Annotated in this window: 16 protein-coding genes; 6 read left to right on the plus strand and 10 right to left on the minus strand. The window is 57.9% G+C overall.

The window, feature by feature from the left end:
• Positions 1–15 precede the first annotated feature (15 nt).
• Both ACFFFR_RS00405 and glnA read right to left on the minus strand, forming a co-directional pair.
• Positions 16–987 carry an LLM class flavin-dependent oxidoreductase gene (locus ACFFFR_RS00405; RefSeq protein WP_377457216.1) on the minus strand — a complete coding sequence of 324 codons (972 nt, stop codon included), beginning with the start codon at positions 985–987 and terminating at the stop codon, positions 16–18.
• A gap of 52 nt (positions 988–1,039) precedes the next feature.
• Entirely contained in the window at positions 1,040–2,464 is a 1,425-nt protein-coding gene (glnA, locus tag ACFFFR_RS00410) for a type I glutamate--ammonia ligase (RefSeq protein WP_377457218.1), read from the minus strand.
• A gap of 175 nt (positions 2,465–2,639) precedes the next feature.
• On the opposite strand from glnA, the gene ACFFFR_RS00415 reads away from it, so the two are divergent.
• Complete coding sequence (locus tag ACFFFR_RS00415) at positions 2,640–3,149, plus strand: RDD family protein (RefSeq protein ID WP_377457220.1); 510 nt, start codon at positions 2,640–2,642, stop codon at positions 3,147–3,149.
• A 34-nt stretch (positions 3,150–3,183) separates the two neighbouring features.
• Here the strand turns inward: ACFFFR_RS00415 and ACFFFR_RS00420 are convergent, their stop codons facing one another.
• From ACFFFR_RS00420 to lipB, 3 genes are read right to left on the minus strand one after another with little or no spacing between them, the layout of a single operon-like run.
• On the minus strand, positions 3,184–3,966 hold the full coding sequence (locus tag ACFFFR_RS00420; RefSeq protein ID WP_377457222.1) for a DUF4191 domain-containing protein: 783 nt from the start codon (positions 3,964–3,966) through the stop codon (positions 3,184–3,186).
• A 59-nt stretch (positions 3,967–4,025) separates the two neighbouring features.
• Positions 4,026–5,030, minus strand: a complete 1,005-nt coding sequence (gene lipA, locus ACFFFR_RS00425; RefSeq protein ID WP_377457224.1) for a lipoyl synthase — start codon at positions 5,028–5,030, stop codon at positions 4,026–4,028.
• 44 nt (positions 5,031–5,074) lie between these two features.
• Positions 5,075–5,740, minus strand: a complete 666-nt coding sequence (gene lipB, locus ACFFFR_RS00430) for a lipoyl(octanoyl) transferase LipB (protein WP_377457226.1) — start codon at positions 5,738–5,740, stop codon at positions 5,075–5,077.
• A 392-nt stretch (positions 5,741–6,132) separates the two neighbouring features.
• On the opposite strand from lipB, the gene ACFFFR_RS00435 reads away from it, so the two are divergent.
• Positions 6,133–7,176: a serine/threonine-protein kinase gene (locus ACFFFR_RS00435; protein ID WP_377457228.1), complete on the plus strand. Its 1,044-nt coding sequence runs from the start codon at positions 6,133–6,135 to the stop codon at positions 7,174–7,176.
• A gap of 10 nt (positions 7,177–7,186) precedes the next feature.
• On the opposite strand, the gene ACFFFR_RS00440 is transcribed toward ACFFFR_RS00435, so the two are convergent.
• From ACFFFR_RS00440 to ACFFFR_RS00455, 4 genes are all read right to left on the minus strand, one after another.
• On the minus strand, positions 7,187–7,537 hold the full coding sequence (locus tag ACFFFR_RS00440; RefSeq protein WP_377457230.1) for a hypothetical protein: 351 nt from the start codon (positions 7,535–7,537) through the stop codon (positions 7,187–7,189).
• A 100-nt stretch (positions 7,538–7,637) separates the two neighbouring features.
• The gene (sucB, locus tag ACFFFR_RS00445) at positions 7,638–9,404 is read right to left on the minus strand and encodes a 2-oxoglutarate dehydrogenase, E2 component, dihydrolipoamide succinyltransferase (protein ID WP_377457232.1); all 1,767 of its coding nucleotides are present in this window, start codon (positions 9,402–9,404) and stop codon (positions 7,638–7,640) included.
• Between the two features lie 81 nt (positions 9,405–9,485).
• Positions 9,486–10,865 carry a dihydrolipoyl dehydrogenase gene (gene lpdA / locus ACFFFR_RS00450; RefSeq protein WP_377457234.1) on the minus strand — a complete coding sequence of 460 codons (1,380 nt, stop codon included), beginning with the start codon at positions 10,863–10,865 and terminating at the stop codon, positions 9,486–9,488.
• Between the two features lie 170 nt (positions 10,866–11,035).
• Positions 11,036–12,562, minus strand: coding sequence for a leucyl aminopeptidase (locus ACFFFR_RS00455; RefSeq protein ID WP_377457236.1), 1,527 nt, complete (start codon positions 12,560–12,562; stop codon positions 11,036–11,038).
• 232 nt (positions 12,563–12,794) lie between these two features.
• On the opposite strand from ACFFFR_RS00455, the gene ACFFFR_RS00460 reads away from it, so the two are divergent.
• The 3 genes from ACFFFR_RS00460 to ACFFFR_RS00470 all read left to right on the plus strand — a co-directional run bounded on the left by ACFFFR_RS00460 (position 12,795) and on the right by ACFFFR_RS00470 (position 16,876).
• Entirely contained in the window at positions 12,795–13,826 is a 1,032-nt protein-coding gene (locus ACFFFR_RS00460; protein WP_377457237.1) for a proteasome assembly chaperone family protein, read from the plus strand.
• A 112-nt stretch (positions 13,827–13,938) separates the two neighbouring features.
• The gene (locus ACFFFR_RS00465) at positions 13,939–15,213 is read left to right on the plus strand and encodes a DUF4192 family protein (protein ID WP_377457239.1); all 1,275 of its coding nucleotides are present in this window, start codon (positions 13,939–13,941) and stop codon (positions 15,211–15,213) included.
• Positions 15,214–15,472: 259 nt separating this feature from the next.
• Entirely contained in the window at positions 15,473–16,876 is a 1,404-nt protein-coding gene (locus tag ACFFFR_RS00470; protein WP_377457241.1) for an RNA polymerase sigma factor, read from the plus strand.
• 147 nt (positions 16,877–17,023) lie between these two features.
• Here ACFFFR_RS00470 and ACFFFR_RS00475 read toward each other — a convergent pair whose 3' ends face one another.
• Entirely contained in the window at positions 17,024–17,233 is a 210-nt protein-coding gene (locus ACFFFR_RS00475; RefSeq protein ID WP_377457243.1) for a DUF7455 domain-containing protein, read from the minus strand.
• A 161-nt stretch (positions 17,234–17,394) separates the two neighbouring features.
• On the opposite strand from ACFFFR_RS00475, the gene ACFFFR_RS00480 reads away from it, so the two are divergent.
• Entirely contained in the window at positions 17,395–19,497 is a 2,103-nt protein-coding gene (locus ACFFFR_RS00480) for a DNA gyrase/topoisomerase IV subunit B (RefSeq protein WP_377457245.1), read from the plus strand.
• Positions 19,498–19,517: the final 20 nt, after the last annotated feature.

The raw sequence follows: 19,517 nt of genomic DNA on the forward strand, positions 1-19,517 counted from the left end.
ACAGCAGGGCTTGGCTTACAGCTCGGCCACCAGCTCCAAGGTGCGGCGTTGGGCCTGAAGCTCGGTGGCGAGATTCACGATCATGACCTCATCTGCGCCGGTCAGTTCTTGGAACTCACGCAGTTGAGCGCCAACCGTCTCAGCGGTTCCCACCGCCCGATAATGCAACATCTGTAAGACCTGATGGCCGGCGGCCGAGTGATAAAGCAGCTCAACTTCTTCATCACTCAGGTTCCGGCCGCGGCCCAACATGGACCGAACTCGTGCTCGTGCCGCCTTCTCGTACAGCTGGTCTGCCTCTTCCGCGGTCTCTGCCGCGATGACCGACAGGGCAGCAATCATATAGGGCTCGGGGTGACGCTCTGAGGGCCGGTACTCCTTGCGATAAACTTCGGCGGCTTGCAAGAGCATCTGGGGTGCGAAGTGTGAAGCGAACGCGTAGGGCAGGCCGAGCTGCGCGGCGAGCCGAGCTCCGAAGAGAGACGACCCCAAAATGTAGAGCGGAACATTGGTGCCACGCCCGGGGTAAGCATAGACACCCGATTCACGGGTATCTGCGGCGAGGAACGATTGCAGCTCTAGAACGTCCTGGGGGAAGGTGTCAGCGGCGTTGGCGTCGCGGCGCAGCGCACGCATGGTCTGATGATCCGTTCCGGGTGCGCGGCCGAGCCCCAAATCGATCCGATCTGGGAACAACTCGGCCAGAGTGCCGAATTGTTCAGCAATAACCAGCGGGGCATGGTTGGGCAGCATGATGCCGCCGGCACCAACACGGATTCGCTCGGTGTGGGCTGCGACGTGCCCGATCAGCACGCTGGTCGCCGAAGACGCGATCGACTGGAAGTTGTGGTGCTCTGCGTACCAGAGCCGATGATAATTCAGACTGTCCGCTAGCTGTGCTAGTTCCAGCGATTTGGCCAGCGCCTCACGGATCGGCTGGCCGTGACGGACCGTGGCAAGATCCAAGATGGAGAGGGGAAAGTCCACCGTTTCCTTTCAGTGGTGTCGCCACGGTCCGCAACGGCCCGTGAAAGACACCTTAGATGGAGTAGTAGAGTTCAAACTCGTACGGGCTGACGCGCAGATGCAGAGGATCGATCTCCTGAGTCCGCTTGTACTCGATCCATGCCTGGATCAAGTCCTCGGAGAAGACATCGCCCTCGAGCAGGAAGTCATGATCCTCTTCCAACGCCTGCAATGCCTCTTCAAGAGATCCTGGCGCTTTCGGAATGTCAGCGGCTTCTTCCGGCGGCAGCTCATAAAGGTCCTTGTCGATTGGCTCCAGTGGCTCAATCCGGTTCTTGATGCCGTCCAACCCTGCCATCAGCTGAGCGGCGAACGCCAAGTAGGGGTTCCCGGACGGATCCGGCGCACGGAACTCGAGACGCTTGGCCTTGGGGTTCGCACCCGTGATCGGGATACGGATGGCTGCCGAACGGTTGCCCTGTGAGTACACGAAGTTGATGGGGGCTTCGTAGCCTTTCACCAGTCGTTTGTAGGAGTTCACCGTTGGGTTGGTGAATGCCAGCACCGCGGAGGCGTGCTTGAGCAGGCCCCCAATGTACCAGCGTGCCGTGTCGGAGAGGTTTGCGTAGCCCTTCTCGTCGTAGAACAACGGTTCGCCATCCATCCACAGCGACTGGTGGCAGTGCATGCCGGAACCACCGTCACCGTACACCGGTTTCGGCATGAAGGTCGCGGTTCGGCCCTGCTGCTGAGCAACGCCTTTGACGATGTATTTGAACTTCAAGATATCGTCGGCGGCGTGGGTGAGCGTGGTGAACGTGTAGTTGATCTCGTTCTGACCGGCTGCGCCAACCTCGTGGTGGGCACGTTCAACGTTCAAACCGACCTGCTCCAACGCCAAGGAGATGTCGTCACGGATATCCGCGTGCTTGTCTGTTGGGGGAACGGGGAAGTAGCCACCCATGGTGTAGGTCTTGTGGCTAAGGTTGCCGCCCTCATCTTTGCGGTGGGAGGTCCACCATGCTTCTTCCGAGTCAACGGAGAAGAAGGAGTGGTTCGGGTCGTTTTTGAACCGGACATCGTCGAAAATGTAGAACTCGGCTTCGGACGCGAAGAATGCGGTATCAGCGATGCCGGTGGATTCCAAGTATTCTTCCGCCCGCTGAGCTACCCCACGCGGGTCGCGGTGGTACGGTTCCCCGGTGCGCGGGTTGATGACCGAGAAGTTCATCACCAAGGTCTTGGCTTTGCGGAAGGGGTCAATGAAGGCGGTCGCAACATCGGGGATGAGCTGCATGTCCGATTCGGCGATGCCTTGGAAGCCTGCAATTGAAGAGCCATCGAAAAGCTGACCTTCTTCGAAGAAATCTCGGTCAACGGTTTTGGCTGGAATGTTGAAGTGCTGCTGCACCCCCGGAAGATCCGTGAACCGGATATCGACGAATTTCACGTCTTCGGTTTTCAAATATTCCAATAGTTCGTCTGCTGTCGTGAACACAACTGGCTCCTCAAATAATTCGTAGACGTTTTTAGTCTAGCCGGTGACACCCGTCGGAACAGGGCATTTTGCGCCCTCAGCCGATAAAGAAGTGATCGGGGCCACAGTACAGTTGGCTGATGGCGAACAGGGTGATCAAGTTCGGCTTCGGCGATGAGCGACATAGACTAGAGGGGTGAAAAAGAACCCGTCCTCCGATGAGCAGCCACAGGAAAAATCAGACCAAACCCGGATTAGCCGAAAAGATCTGGCTTCGTGGGTTGAAGGGCCGCCGCGGACCAATAAGAACGAGTGGCCAGGTCAAGACCTTGGCCTCCCTAAGGACGGTCCGACCCGTTTGGCCAGTTTTGGTCGGCGAATTGGCGCGGTCTTCATTGACTGGATGATCGCCTGGGGTATTGCTCTTTTCCTAGCCCGTGAAACTACGTGGACGCCGCTGATCGTCTTTTTCATTCTCACGGCGGTACAGCTAGGCCTGTATGAAGCCACCTTGGGTAAGCGTTTGTTGCGTATGCAGGTTGTGCAGGTCGGCGGGGCCCGCATTAAGTGGGCTAAGGCAGTGCTGCGGACGTTCCTTCTATGCTTGGTCGTCCCAGCCTTCATCATGGATGCAGATGGGCGGGGCGCTCATGACAAAATCGCTAACACTGTAGAGATTGCCTTCGCACCCCGCCCAAAAGCGTAGGTATTTTGTAGGAGCTTACGCTCCGACGAGATTTTTATTTGCCGCGCAGCGCCTTGCGATCAGGACGCATCCGGTACGGGTCGATACCTTTCGGAATGGGCAGGCCTTGACCGGAGATGGAGCTCAGCCGCTGGTTCACGGCTTGGACCTCATGCTTGGTCAGGGTCTTGTCGTACCCCTTCATGGTTTTGACGACCTTATGTAGCTCTGTCTGACCCTCGCCCTTACCCACGTGGATCACGTGTACCGGCACATTGGGGGCCACCCGGTTGACGAACTGGCGCTGTTTCTGCACGAGCTTGCGCACCCGGCCAATCGGTCCTTCAGTGACCAAGACGACGCCAGGGCGGCCAATAGCGCGGAAGACCACGTCGCGGGAACGCGGGGTGACAGCCACTGGCTCTTCTTCCACGATCCAGCCGCGGCGTAGAGTACCCAGCGCAGCACCAGCGGCACCTGGACGGTCCTCAATCTGGGCGAACGCGGCCCGTTCACCGCGGCGGTTAAGCATGATGACTGCGACCAACAAACCAACAGCGATGCCGAGGATCAACCATGTGATCCAGTTGTTCAGCAAAAGGCCAACAATGAGGCCAATGACAACGGGAACAAGGAAGCCAAGGAGCATACGCCAAACAATTGATGGGTCGTATGCCTTCGTCATGGTGAAGACTTGACGCAATTGTTTAATGGCGCCGGGCTTCTTGTTAGCTTTCTTGCGTTCCTTAATGGCTTGCTTCTCGGCTTTGCGTTCGGCGCGCAGTTCAGCCTTGGTCGGCCCTTGGGCTGCCTTATTCTTGGGTGCGTTGGCGGACATACTTCTCTCAGAGGTCATGACAAAACGAAATCGTGTACCTCTAGTGTACTCGGCTGGGGTTAACGAGACTGAATCAGGGACGCCGCTTCTTGTCGGGTCGAACCGGAGTCTTCAATGTGTGCCAATTCGGCCGGGATCTCCCAACCCTTCTTGCGCATCGCGGCAGCCCACAAGCGGCTGGCACGGTAGGAAGAACGCACGAGCGGACCGGACATCACACCGAGGAAACCCATTTCTTCAGCTTCCTGGGCCAGCTCGACGAATTCTTCCGGTTTGACCCAACGCTGCACCGGCAGGTGTCGTTCAGTCGGGCGCAGGTACTGAGTAATGGTCAGCAGGTGGCAGTTGGCATCGACCAAGTCTTGCATCGCCTGAGAAATTTCTTCTCGGGTCTCACCCATACCCAAGATGAGGTTCGACTTGGTGATAGCCCCCTGTTGGTGCCCGTAGTTAATGACATCCATCGAGCGTTCATAGCGGAAAGCCGGACGAATGGTCTTGAACAGCCGCGGCACAGTTTCCACGTTGTGTGCAAAGACCTGAGGCTTGGCATCGATGATGGTTTGCAAGTGTTCTTCGTTACCGGAGAAGTCGGGGATGAGGATCTCAACACCGGTGCCGGGGTTGAGCTCGTGAATCTTGCGAATGGTTTCCGCGTATAGCCACGAACCTTCATCCTCGAGGTCGTCACGGGCCACCCCGGTCACGGTGGCGTAGCGAAGCTGCATCTGTCGCACGGACTCGGCGACCTTCAATGGCTCGGTGACATCGAGAGGAGCAGGTTTACCGGTATCAATCTGGCAGAAGTCACAACGGCGGGTACATTCCGAACCGCCGATCAAGAATGTTGCTTCGCGGTCTTCCCAACACTCGAAGATGTTCGGGCAGCCTGCCTCTTCACAGACGGTGTGTAGTCCTTGGCCGCGCACAAGCGATTTGAGCTCGGCATACTCGGGACCCATTTGGACTTTGGCTTTGATCCAGCTCGGCTTGCGTTCCACTGGGGTGGCAGCGTTACGAGCTTCAATGCGCAGCATCCTGCGTCCTTCAGGGGCAACCGCCATGTTTTCTCCTAGGGTGTTATTTGGCCGCGGGGTCTGCCGCGGCGTTAGCTGAAGACGACAGCGTCAGCGATGTGTTCCTCGGCCCCCACGTTTAAGGCCTCTTTGATGGCTGGCAGAACGTCCGTCGGGGTGATGATCCGACCGGCCTCTGCGCTGATCGTGGTGGTGCCAGCGTCTGTGATGCCGCAAGCAATCACGTGTTCGTAGGGCTCAAGAGAGTTTGAGCAGTTCAAAGCGAAACCATGCATGCAGACATTCTTGTGTACGCGCAGACCGATCGCAGCGATCTTTCGGTCCGGCCCATTCTCATCAGCCGGTACCCAGACGCCGGAGCGTTCAGGGATTTGCACCGTGTGGATTCCGTAGTCGCCGATGACTTTCATCAGCGCGCGTTCAAGGTAGTCAACGTAAGCGCGGACGTGGCCGCGGCTCTTCAGGCGAACGATGGGGTAGCCCACCAGCTGGCCAGGGCCATGCCACGTCAGCTTGCCGCCACGGTCAACGTTGACCACAGCAGAACCATCCGTGGGAAGATCCTCGGGCTCGGTGCGCTTTCCTGCCGTATAGACGGAGGCGTGCTCCAGAAGATACACGGTGTTATCCGCTTTACCGTCAAGCACAGCCTGGTGCGTCTGCTGCTGCAGCTGCCACGCTTGCTGGTAATCCACGTAGTTCGGCTCCAAGCCAAGAACTTCAAAGTTCAGCTTCATAACTTCCTACCCTACGACCGACACCCGAGATAATGGAAATTTAGATCTCATGTTTTCCGATGCATGATAGCTGTGGATATCTCGAGATGCCTCCGGGTTATTTCTGTCACTATTCTGCCATGAGCACGCATCAGCAGCCGCTAGGTCAGACATTTTGTTTGCTTGGGCACTCACGGGTTCGAGTTCCTCGTCATGAGAAGTTCGCGGGCAAAGAGGTTTTCCGCTCCGATAAGACATCGGAGTGTCTTGTTGTTGACGTTGATCTGATCAGCGCTGAACATAGTGAACTCGAGCTTGGCGAACCGCTGAGAACCGCTGAACATTGGGCTCAAATGTGGTCGTTGTGCACACCGGATGTCACAGCAGAATCTGCCGTATCTGAAACGATGTTGGTGGCAACTGAATTTGTGGACGGGGTCAGTCTGACTGATTTGGTCAGCCAAACGGGTCCGCTGCCACTGTCCCAATTGTTAACGCTTGTTGCGGCGCTCGACTTGGCCCAGAGCTCCGATCCGAGCTCGGCGGTGAACCTCACTCCTGATCGTGCACTCTTCACCGCGCTAGGAAAACCCCGCTTCCTGTCCCGCACCAGCGGTGGGGTAGGCCCAGAGGGGTGTCTCTGGTTCGCGCTCACCGGCCATCCACCGCCCACCCAGCGGCTGGCAGTAGGTTTACTCCGGGACGATCTGCCGCGTCGACTAGAAGCGGTCGTGGATGCCTACCTAGCCGGAGAGCGGTCCTTGGCCGATGTCCGTGCAGTCCTGCACCGACTCACTGAACCGCGTCCGCTTCAACTCGGTCTGCCGCCTGCCTTGCGTTCCGGGCAACGGACAGAAACGAAAGTCCTGACCAAAGTTACTGCCCGCGTCCTTTTGGGAGTCTTCACCGCGTGCACCGTCCTGTTAGCCGGCTGGCAGCTCGAGCAGAGGTTTTCTGCACCCTCAGCCGCAGTGCCTGCCCAACCCCAACCAAGGATGTCCCCCAGTGCTGCAACACGCGGATGGGACCCGGAAGTGTGCCTCTGGGACCGTCTGGCAACCCGGCGCCAAGCCGCACTGGAAGGACGAGGAAGCGTTTCCGCTTACACCTATCCGGACTCGCCAGCCTTTCGCAGCGAAACCGCACTGCAACAAAAGCTCCGTACCGCCGGTATCGAACTCAGCGGACTGCAGACACGCTTGGTGCCCGGACAGCATGACGGCCAGGAATGTACAGACCCGGTTGGGCTCTTCGCCTGGCAGCCAGTCACCAGCACAGAACCGATGCGGGAAGTCGAAGTCTTCGCCTTGGTGAGTGGACATACTCAGCGCGGCAAAAACGGCCGGGCTCAGGAGATAAAACCTGTTAAACAACAATTGAGCGTGCAATTGCGTCTGCACCACGGTCGCTGGCTGATATCCAGCATTCACGTGGCGGACGCGCACGCCCAATCGTGAGGGGAAAGACTTAGACCCAGATGGAAGCGATGGCCATATTGATGAGGGCCATACCACCGACGGCATGTGCCAGACCGGTCGAGACTTCTTCACCTTTCTTGACCTTGGACCGACCAATAACGGCGGCGACCAAGACGATCAAGGCGATCACGGCCTTGACGCCAATCTTGATGTGGTTCAGGTCGCCATCTGCCATCTCGCGCAAGCCCACGATCAAAAGGCCGGTGATGAAAGCACCCCAAGCACCAATGTATTGGTAGCTGGTGACGGTCGGGGACTTGAAGTGGGCGATCCAGCCGCCGACCACCGTGGCGACCGAAAGAATGTGGAGGAAGACAATAATGTGTGTGAGTACGTCCATGCTGTCCAGTCTATCGAACGCAAAGACCCCACACCGCATCCACCAATCGGTGGGGCAGTGTGGGGTCGTTCGCGTGTCTAACTAGACGCTAGCGTCTGATTTAGAGTTCTGCGCCGAATGCGCCTTCTTCCAAGCGAGCCTTGATGGACTGCAAGAAGCGCCCGGCATCAGCACCGTCGACCAACCGGTGGTCGTAGGTCAGGCACAGGTACATCATGTTGCGGATCGCGATGGTGTCGTTGCCATCTACATCGGAGATGACCATTGGACGCTTCACGATCGCACCGGTACCCAGGATGGCGACCTGAGGCTGGTTGATGATCGGGGTATCGAACAGTGCACCGACAGAGCCGATGTTCGTGATCGAGAAGGTACCACCGGAGAGTTCATCAGGGGAGACCTTGTTGTCCCGGGCGCGGGCGCCCAGATCGGCAATGCGGGAGGCCAGACCGGACATGTTCAAGGAACCTGCGTCGTTGATGACCGGAACCAGCAGACCACGGTCGGTATCCACCGCGATAGCGATGTGTTCCTTGTCGTGGTAGGTGATTTCCTGCTTCTCTTCGTCGTACAGGGCGTTCAGTTTCGGGTGGGCCTTCAGGGACTCGGCCACAGCCTTGGCGATGAACGGCAGGAAGGTCAGGTTGACGCCTTCGCGGGCGCGGAACTCATCCTTCTTAGCGGCGCGCAGCTGCCAGATGCGGGTCATGTCCACTTCGATGACCTGAGTCAGCTGGGTGGAAATGTCGAGAGATTCGCGCATGCGGCGGGCGATGACCTGGCGGATGCGTGGAGCCTTCTCGGTGGTCCCGCGCAGCTTGGTGTCTGCAGATGGGACGGCCTGTGGCGCTGCAGAAGCAGCGGCTGGAGCCCCAGCTGGGGCAGCTGCTGGGGCCGGAGCGGCGGCAGCCTTCTCCTGTTCCTTGGCGGCAGCTTCGACATCCTGCTTGCGGATACGTCCACCAACACCGGTGCCCTTAACCGTGGAGAGGTCAACACCTTTGTCCTTGGCCAAGCGGCGGACCAGTGGGGTCACGTAGCCGGCAGCAGAGTTATCGTCCTGATCGGCAGCTGATGCCTTGTCGGTCTTCTCTTCCGTGGCCGGTGCTTCCTCGGCTGGCTTGTCAGTTTTGTCTTCAGCTGGGGCCTGCTCGGACTTCTCTTCGGACTTGTCCTCGTCCTGCTCTTCAGCCTTGTCCTCGCCCTTGTCTTCGGACTTGGCTGCGGAGCCGGAACCGATGATGGCCAGCACGCCGCCAACCTCGACGGTATCGTCTTCGTCTGCGCGGATTTCCAGCAGGGTGCCGGCAACTGGGGATGGGATCTCGGTGTCAACCTTGTCGGTGGAGACCTCCAGAAGAGGTTCGTCAACCTCGACCTCTTCACCGATTTCCTTCAGCCAGCGGGTCACGGTGCCTTCGGTGATGGACTCACCGAGTTCTGGAAGTTTCACTTCCTGGCTCTCACCAGCGTCTTCGGAACCGGAATCAGAAGAGCTCTGCTGCTCTTCTTCCTGCTCTTCAGAAGAAGTGTCTTCCTGCTCTGCTGCTTCCTCTTCTTCGGCGGCTGGTTCTTCAGCTTCTTCCTCAGCAGCGGAGTCGTCGTCCGAGCTGTCGGAAGAGGAGCCATCCCCATCACCGATGCGCACCAGCGGTTCGCCAACCTCGATGGTGTCGTCTTCTTCGGCCAGGATCTCTTCGATCACGCCGGCGACAGGGGATGGGATCTCGGTATCGACCTTATCGGTGGAAACTTCCACGATCGGCTGGTCGACCTCGACGCTCTCGCCAACTTCAACCAGCCAGCGGGTGACAGTGCCTTCGGTGACGGATTCACCGAGGGCCGGTAGGTTTACGGTTTCAGACATTGTGTCCCCGATTCTCCTTGTTATAAGAATTCGTGCGAGCCAAGTGCCGGCGCGCCTGTGTTAGTGGCTGTGGCCGGTGGCTTAGCCGTGCAGCGGGTGACCGAAGAGCGCCATGGCTGCTTCGCCCAAAGCTTCGTTCTGGGTTGGGTGTGCGTGGATGAACTGGGCGACATCCTCCGGGTAGGCTTCCCAGTTGACGATGAGCTGGGCTTCACCAATTTGCTCACCAATACGTGTGCCGATGCCGTGCACACCCACGATTGGGCCGTCCTTCTGGCGGACCATCTTGATGATGCCGCCGGTACCCAAGATGGAGGATTTGCCGTTGCCGGCCAAGTTGTACTCGGTGACCTCGATCTGGTCGTCGCCGAACTTTTCCTTGGCGGCAGGTTCGGTGTAGCCGACAGACATGATTTCCGGTTCGGTGAAGGTGACCTTTGGAATGTTGATGTCTTCGACGATGATCGGGTTGTTGCCGGCGATCTCTTCGGCAACGAAGATGCCCTGCTGGTAGCCGCGGTGTGCCAGCTGCAGACCTGGGACAATGTCACCGATCGCGTAAATGTTGCCAACACCGGTATGCAGACGTTCGTTCGTGATGACGAAGCCGCGGTCCAGGGTGATGCCCTGTTCTTCGTAGCCCAAACCTTCGGTGACCGGGCCACGGCCAACGGCGACCAAGCAGACCTCTGCGGTGAATTCCTTGCCATCGGCCAAGGTGACTTTCACGCCGTCATCGGTCTCTTCGACCTTCTCGAAGAAGGTGCCCACGTTGGACTTGATGCCCTTCTTCTTGAACTCGCGTGTCAGGACCTTGATGATCGATGGGTCTTCGTTCGGGACCAAGGAAGGCAGGCCTTCGATGATGGTGACGTCGACGCCAAAGGAGTTCCAAGCGGACGCGAACTCGGAACCAATCACACCGCCACCGAGCACGATGGCAGATTCTGGGATGTAGTCCAGCTGCAGAGCCTCGGTGGAGGTCATGATGCGCTTGGAAGCGGTCAAGCCCATGGTCTTGGATTCGGAACCGGAGGCCAAGATGATGTTCTTGCCCTTGTAGCGGGTGCCGTCGACTTCGATTTCATTTTGGGAGACCAACTTGCCTTCACCGGCAATGACGTTGACCTTCTTCATCTTCAACAGACCGGTCAGACCCTTGAACTTGCCGGCGACAATGCCGTCCTTGTATTCGCGGACCCCGGCCATGTCGATTTCATCCAGGGTGGTCTTGATCCCGTACTTGGCGCCATTGCGGGCATCATCGGCTAGCTCTGCTGCGTGCAGGTATGCCTTGGTGGGGATACAGCCGGTGTGCAAGCAGGTGCCCCCGAGCTTGTCTTTTTCGATAAGTCCGACAGTGAGCCCGTACTGGACTGAACGCAGTGCGGCAGCATAGCCGGCACTACCACCACCGAGAATCAATACGTCAAATTCTTGCGCGTTTGCCTCTTCGGCCACGGTGAACGCTCCTCTTGCAGTTTCCGGCGACGCTAGCCGCCTTAAGGTGTTTTGTTAATTCACAGTTTAGTCACAGAATTATTCCGGACTATGGAATTTTACTTCCATTTTGCCTGCGTGGCGGCCAAAAGTCATGTTCGTGACACTCTGACCGCCCTCTACAGACCATCTTAGTTCGCGTAGGACTCTGCGACAGACATTAGAGTACGAACCATGACGCCAGTAGCGTCTTTACCGGTGTAGCCGTATGGGGAGCCTTCGTTGAAGGACGGCCCGGCAATGTCAATGTGGGCCCACGGGATGGTGGCCCCAGCCTTGTCGGTGCCGACAAATTCGCGCAGGAACGCTGCGGCGGTCATCATGCCGCCGAAACGCTCACCGATGTTGGACAGATCAGCCACCTGGGACTTCAGCGAAGGCTTCAATTCTTCTGGGATCGGCATTGGCCACACCAATTCGCCGGTGGATTCAGCCGCATCAACAACACGCTGGCGGACAGCTTCATCTCCCATGACGCCACAGGTGCGAGTGCCGAGGGCAACCATTTGGGCTCCGGTCAGCGTTGCGATGTCGATGATGGCATCTGGCTGGTCTTCACCGGCAGCCACAATGGCATCGGCTAGCACGAGGCGGCCTTCAGCGTCAGTGTTCATGACTTCGACGGTCTTACCGCCATACATGGTGATGACGTCGGATGGCTTGATTGCCGTGGCGGAGGGCATGTTCTCAGCCATGGCCAGCCACGCGGTGACATTGACTTTGGCGCCCCGGGCAGCGATACCGGAGATGGCTGCCAGGACGGCAGCAGCACCGGACATGTCAGACTTCATGGTCATCATGGAAGCTGCCGGCTTCAAGGAGATACCGCCGGTATCAAAGGTGATCCCCTTACCTACCAAAGCCACGTGTCCAGTGGCTCGAGCGGGTCGGTATTCGATCTTCACCAGACGCGGACCGTTGACTGAACCCTTACCGACACCGATGTGACCGCCGAAGCCGTCCTTGTGCAGGTCCTTTTCGTCCCACACCTTAATCTTCAGCTTCTGGTTCTTGGCTACTTCGCTCGCGGTCGCAGCGAAAGTCTCCGGGAACAGATGTGATGGGGGAGTGTTAATGAGGTTCTTAGCTAGTGCCACTGCTTCAGCCCCGGTGGTGGCCGCGGTGACGAGTCCGTCAGAGATCTTGGAAGAAAGCTCGGTGGCGACCTCGATGGTTTCCAACTTTGGTTCAGCGTCGTTATTCCGACCGTTCTCCGACTTGTAAGCGGTGAAGCGGTAGGTGCCTAGGAGTGCGCCTTCAGCGACAGCTTGAAACTGTTCTGGCTCGGCGGCAGGGAGGGCAAAAGTCAGGGAGGAGATGCCCTTAGTCGTACGGGTGACGGCACCAGCGGCCCGGCGCAGCGTTTCTGGCGTGTAGCCCTCTTCAACGGCTTTGCCTACACCGGTCAGGATCAGGACGGGAAACTTCTTTGTATCCATGCCTGGTAGTTGCACGACTTGATCGGTGGCTCCGGTAACACCGAGTGAAGCCAGGGAATTCTCGAGAGCGGCGAGATCTTTCTTATCGAGAGCATCCCCAATGATCTGCGGGCCGTTCTCACCTTGGGCTACCGCCACCACGAGGCCTTCGCTTTTCGCCTTGCTCAATGAGGCGGGGGTGGCTTTGACGGTCGGCAGCGAAATATCGATCTTTTTCATGCGGCTCCCTACTGCAGGCGGGTTATCCACGCTGAACTCCCCACCAAAACAAGATGTGAAAGAAATGTTGAGTAATTACTACTCTACGACAGCACCCTATGTCAGGAAAGCGTTGTAGACAGCGTCCACCGTAGGGAATAAAGCTCAGGGCGTAGCGTGTTGATCAAGGAGGTATAGAATAGATGCTCGAGTTCGTCACGCGAACCTAACCGCTCAAGGAGGCTACCAGCACATGCAGGACCCAATGTCATTGTTCACCCTTACGTCGGTGGGCCATGACTTGCGCGAATCTTTGCGCTCTTCACGGGCCCTCCGGGAAGTAGAGGACCTCACCCTCGTGGTGTTATTCACCGGCCATCACAACGCCGGTTGTATCAACAATGTGTTGCGTGATGAGTTCAACGCCGAACTAGAAAATGAACTGTTGGCGAGCTTTGACGTGGATCAGCTCATCAACTACCGGGATCGTCGCCCGACCATTACCTTTGCAGGCGACCACTTCACCGAATACCTTGCCCCCAAGATGCACCTGCGTCTGGCCTACGACCAAGCACAACGTCCCTTCTTGCTGCTCACCGGCCCTGAACCGGACCTGCAATGGGAACGCTTTACGCAGGCGATCTTGAACATCATCGAAGATCTCCATGTGAAACTCACCGTCATCATGGAAGGGCTGCCCATGCCTGTTCCACACACGCGTCCGTTGGGACTCACGGTCCACGGCAATGCCGGTGATCGACTGGCGGGCTTGTCCACGTTCACTCCGATGGCTGACCTGTCAGCATCTGCCGCCATGGTCTTGGAATATCGACTCACTGAAGCCCAGCGCGACGTGCTCGGCTTGACGCTGCATATCCCGCATTACCTGGCTGAGATGGTGTACCCGCAAGGAGCAGTGGCGGCCATTGAGTACCTCAGCGCCGCGACCGGTCTATCACTTCCGTCTGACAAACTGCGTGAGCAGGGTCGGGATCTGGACACCGACATCGCTCAGCAGGTTGCCCAGAGCCAAGAAGCCTTGGAATTGGTCCAGAAGCTGGAGACCAACTTCGACGAGTACGCCGAAGAAAAGGCGCCAAGGTCCCTGCTGGTTGACGAGAACGAGGAGATTCCAGATGCGGAAGTAATCGCCACGTCCCTGCAGGAGTTCTTGAGCACGCAACCGCGGCACACGACCGAGCCCACGCAAGCGAATCAGCCGATGCCACCGGAACTGGAATTCAAACAGCTCGAGCAGCGCCGCGAGCCAGACGAAGACGCATAAGCACAGCCTGGGCTGAAGCGGGGTCATCCACACGGTGACCCGTTCGCGGTCTTATTCCAAACTAAGATCACTTGGCCGTTCAACACGGTCGGGCCAAGACCAAGCTGGGGCTATGACGAAGAAGAACCAGCGCCCGTGGGCAGCCACCGCAGCAGACTCCAGCCACCAAGACACCTTTATTGCTCATAGTCGGGCAGATCTCATCGTGTACGTGCGCCAAGTGCTGGGCTTCCAACCCCGCAACTCACTCGTACTCATCACAGTCTGCGGACAACGCCTGACCTCGGTGCTCCGGGTGAACCTGCCGGCCGCGGATATCAATGCCGAGCAGGCCGATGAATACTTGCAGGACGTACTTGCCACCTACGGGGAACGAGTACAGAACCGTCACTTGTTGGTACTGATTTTTTCGGATGAACACTGGCTACCTGATCAGCAACCACCGTTCCACGAACTGTTCAAAGTCGCCCGGCAACAACAAAAACGAACGGACGGACAAGTACGGTTCTCACACGCCTACTTTTTTGGGGCCGATCAAATCGACACAGTCTTCCCGGGCTCGCGCCACAGCGAGGATGCAACTGCACTTGCGCTTGACTCAACGGCTCTTAACGCGCAGCTCACAGTTGCCGGTTTCTGCTCGGCCAAAAGTGCCGAGGAGCAGATTCAACGTCTGGTGGCTGCCCCGTGGGCGAACCAGACGCAACTCAGAAACCAAGTGCGCTTGCGTGCCAAACGAGTTCGTCAGTTCGAAGCGTCTTTGAATTTCGACGTGAGGCATGCCCGCCATCTTTTCGGACGTTTGGAAAAGTGGGACAAATGGTTGCGTCGCATCGCGGCAACGGGTGTCGGCTCCCGGCAGGACAAAAATGCCGCCATGATTCGGCATCATCGCAACGATGCCATTGAATTGGTAACAGACTTAGAGCATGTCAGAACTCGTGACCTCGTGTTAGTTTTAGCCAGCTTCCCGCTCATGACCACGGTAGCTGCATCGTTCCAACACTTTTTCTCCGAACCCGTACGCAACCAGCTGTTTAAATCGTTGGACCCGGAACTCACAGACACGGACGTGCCGGCAGAGAGCTGGCAGATCAACTTCCTCTCCCGAGCCTTGATGGCTGCCACAGACACGGCACCAGATTGGCAACGAACTACCGCCTGCAACGCACTTTTGCGAGAACTCCTACCCATCGCTGAAGGTGATAGTCGACAGGCCATCCTAGGCTTACTGGCCTGGTCCGAATGGGCCATGGGCAGATCCTCATTGGCGATGGTTTACCTGGAGAAAGCCACAGCCGAAGATCCGACATACCGATTCACCATGCTGTTCAACGCGCTGGTGAGCACCGGCCGCGTCGCAGAATGGGCCAGTCGCGAACCCTGAGAGCAAGCCACAGCCGGGGCCACATCACAAGACACAGACTTTTTCTTACTTCGGGGAACAAAACCCGCAGTGGTAGTGTTGTCACTCATAAGACCCTGATTCTGATCCTCGCATCTGGCCTTCGCCAGAGTCGACCCCCTTAGGGACGGCGTCACCGCTGTCCGGAGGGAAGGATTTGACAGGGTCATAGTGGTGTTACCGGTACGCCCGGTAAGGCAGCACTTATACGCACGACAGATGATAGCCGGAAAGGTTTTCTGTGACAGTTCAGAAAAAGTCAACGACTACCCGCACCAAGACCGCTGCAGCAGCAGAAGACGTGGAGCAGGGTACCGCCGCGAAGTCAGGAGCGAGCGAGGCTCCCGCCAAAAAGGCTGCGGCAAAGAAAACCACGACGCGCAAGACCACAACCCGCAAGACCACCGCCAAGGCGGCGACCAGCACGCGTGCAAAGGCCAAGGCGAAGGAAGCCGAAGAGGCAACCGGAACCAATGAAGACGAACTCGAAGAGGACGTCGAGGAAAAAGATCCGGTCGCGGATGAGCTAACCGACGAAGACGTAGCGGTAGACGAAGACCTAGACGCTGACGAGGCCGAGGACGAAACCGAAGAAGCCGAAGAGGCTGACGAGGACGAAGCTAAGGCGGAAGAAAAGGACGTCAAGGGCCAGCCTAAGGACAAAACTGGCTCTGGATTCACCTATTCCGAAGCTGACGAAGAAGACGCTCCGGCCCAGCAGGTAACCGGAACCGGTGCAACGGCTGACCCGGTCAAGGACTACCTCAAGCAGATCGGCAAGGTTGCCCTGCTGAACGCTGAGCAGGAAGTCGATCTTGCACTGCGCATTGAAGCCGGTCTGTTCGCCGAGCACAAGCTCAAGAATGAGAAAATCACAGACTTCCAAACCAAGCGCGACTACGAACTGATTATCGCCGACGGACGTGACGCCAAGAACCACCTGCTGGAAGCTAACCTGCGCCTGGTGGTATCGCTAGCCAAACGCTACACCGGTCGCGGCATGCTCTTCCTAGACCTGATTCAGGAAGGTAACTTGGGCCTGATCCGCGCCGTAGAGAAATTCGACTACACCAAGGGCTTCAAGTTCTCGACGTACGCCACCTGGTGGATCCGTCAGGCCATCACCCGCGCCATGGCCGATCAGGCGCGCACCATCCGTATCCCAGTCCACATGGTGGAAGTCATCAACAAGCTCGCCCGGGTCCAGCGCCAGATGCTGCAAGACTTGGGCCGGGAACCAACCCCGGAAGAACTCGCACAAGAACTGGACATGACGCCAGAACGCGTTGTCGAGGTGCAGAAATACGGTCGCGAGCCGATCTCTCTGCACACCCCGTTGGGCGAAGATGGCGACTCCGAATTCGGTGACCTCATTGAAGACTCCGAAGCTGTCGTCCCAGCCGACGCCGTCAGCTTCACCCTGCTACAAGAACAGCTGCACTCCGTTCTGGACACGCTCTCCGAACGTGAAGCAGGCGTGGTGGCCATGCGCTTCGGTTTGACCGATGGTCAGCCCAAGACCCTCGACGAGATCGGCAAGGTGTACGGCGTGACCCGTGAACGCATTCGCCAAATCGAGTCGAAGACCATGTCGAAACTGCGTCACCCATCCCGCTCCCAAGTGCTGCGGGACTACCTTGACTAACCAGCCTCAAGGGAACAAACCGAGGCCTTAACCAGCTGTGGCTGGGAACCTGATCGAACAGGTTCCCAGCCACAGTCGTTGTAAAGACTTATTTACAGACAGATTTCGACGCCCTGCGCCATATCAACGGCCAGGCGATAACTGACGTTAGGCGGGCTGGCCCAGAAGCTCCGACTGGTCATCCCATACCTGGGCTTGAGGCTCCAACGCCTCCTTGACCTGACGGCTGTGGTGAATGCAGAACAGCAGTTCACCGCCGGTGGACAGCACAGCGCGAATATACGCCTGTGCCCCACAGCGATCACAGCGATCGTGGGCGTTGAGCTGACGGGAAGAGTTGGTCTGAATCTCAGTCATGATGCCCTCCTTAGAATTCGAACCAGTATCTCCTGTACACCCCATACAACCACGGATGGTGCAAAAATCATGCCCGAAACGGCCACGCCGACAGGGAAACCCGATTGGGAATAACTAACCGGTATCCTAGATAAGGCCCAAAAACTCAAGGAGAGACCTCGTTGATCACCCGTTCGGAATACAACGCGCACCAGCTGTCAGTCCTGGAAGGACTCGAGGCTGTTCGCAAACGCCCCGGCATGTATATCGGCTCCACCGATTCGCGTGGCCTCATGCACTGCCTCTGGGAGATCATTGACAACTCCGTCGACGAAGCCCTGGGCGGCTACTGCCAAGAGATCATCATCACCTTGCACCCGGACGGTTCGGTGGAAGTCGAAGACGACGGCCGCGGCATCCCCGTCGACAAGGAGCCACGCACCGGACTCTCCGGTGTCGAAGTGGTCTTCACCAAGCTGCACGCCGGCGGTAAATTCGGCGGCGGATCCTACTCGGCCTCCGGTGGCCTGCACGGTGTCGGCGCTTCCGTGGTCAACGCGCTGTCTGCCCGCCTCGATGTCCAAGTCACCCGCGCCTCCAAAGTTCACCAGATGTCGTTCAAGCGCGGAAAACCTGGCCGTTTTGCTGACAAAGGCCGGCCAAAAGCCGATGCGAGTTTCACACCCTTTGAAGGGATGGACCACCCGCTAGAAATCGTCGGCAAGGCGAAGCGAGGTCTCACCGGCACCCGGGTTCGGTACTGGGCAGATGAACAGATTTTTACCCCCGACGCCCAATTCTCTCTGGAAGAACTACAGGGCCGTGCGCGGCAAACCGCTTTCTTAGTACCAGGTTTACGCATCGTCATTCGGGACAACCGCACCCATCGCCCCAACCCCGAACTGCAAGCCGAAGAAGTGTTCCACTACGACGGCGGTATTACCGAATTCGTCGAGCATCTGACACATCAGTCCTCGGTAACTGACGTGTGGCGCATCGAAGGCAGCGGGAATTTCACCGAACGTGTCCCCGTCCTCACCGAAGATGGGCAAGCAACCATGGAGGACGTCCAACGCACCTGCGAGGTGGATATCGCCCTGCAGTGGAATATCGGCTACGACACCGTGGTGCGGCCTTTCGTGAATATTATCGCCACGCCCAAAGGCGGCACCCACGTGGCCGGATTCGAAGCGGCTCTGCTGCGCACTTTCCGGAAAGTGGTTGAGTCCAATGCTCGTAGGCTCAAGGTGGGCAATGACAAGCTTGAGAAAGATGACGTCCTTGCCGGGCTCACGGCCGTGCTGACGGTGCGGTTAGCCGAGCCACAGTTCGAGGGCCAAACCAAGGAGGTCCTTGGCACCTCTGCGGTGCGGCAAATCGTCTCCCGGGTCGTCGAGAAGCAGCTGACCGCGCTGCTGACCTCCAGTAAACGTAATGAAAAGGCTCAAGCCAATGCGCTGCTGGAAAAAGTTGTTGCGGAGATGAAATCACGCATCTCAGCCCGAACCCACAAAGAAAACCAGCGTCGTAAGAACGCCCTTGAGACCTCCACGTTGCCGGCGAAGCTGGCCGATTGCCGCTCTGAAGATATCGCCCAATCAGAGTTGTTCATCGTTGAAGGTGACTCCGCGTTGGGAACCGCCAAGATGGCTCGATCCTCAGACTTCCAGGCGCTGCTGCCCATCCGCGGCAAGATCCTGAATGTTCAAAAAGCCACGCTGTCCGACATGCTCAATAACGCTGAATGCGCCGCTCTGATTCAAGTCATCGGTGCAGGCTCCGGGCGCAGCTTCCAACTGGAGGCCGCACGCTACGGCAAAGTCATCCTCATGACAGATGCTGATGTCGACGGTGCGCACATCAGAACCTTGCTGCTGACCTTGTTCTTCCGCTACATGCGGCCCATGCTGGATGCCGGACGGGTTTACGCGGCGGTGCCACCGCTGCACCGGGTGGACATCATCAACCCCGGTGCCAGATCCAACGAAGCCGTCTATACCTATACCGAGCAGGAACTGCATGAGCTGCTGACCCGGCTCGAGGCTGAGGGACGACGCTACAAGGAACCGATTCAGCGATACAAGGGTCTGGGTGAAATGGACGCCGATCAGCTGGCAGAAACAACCATGGACCCTCGCTATCGCACGCTACGGCGCGTCAGCGTTGCCGATGCCGAACGCGCCGAAGAGATCTTCGAGTTGCTCATGGGCAGCCACGTCGCCCCACGCAAAGAGTTCATCATTTCTGGCGCCGATGCCCTCGAACGTGAACAGATCGATGCTTAGTGACGGTGTTGGCAGCCAGC

The sequence above is a fragment of the Micrococcoides hystricis genome (assembly GCF_042434215.1).
GTDB lineage: Bacteria > Actinomycetota > Actinomycetes > Actinomycetales > Micrococcaceae > Micrococcoides > Micrococcoides hystricis.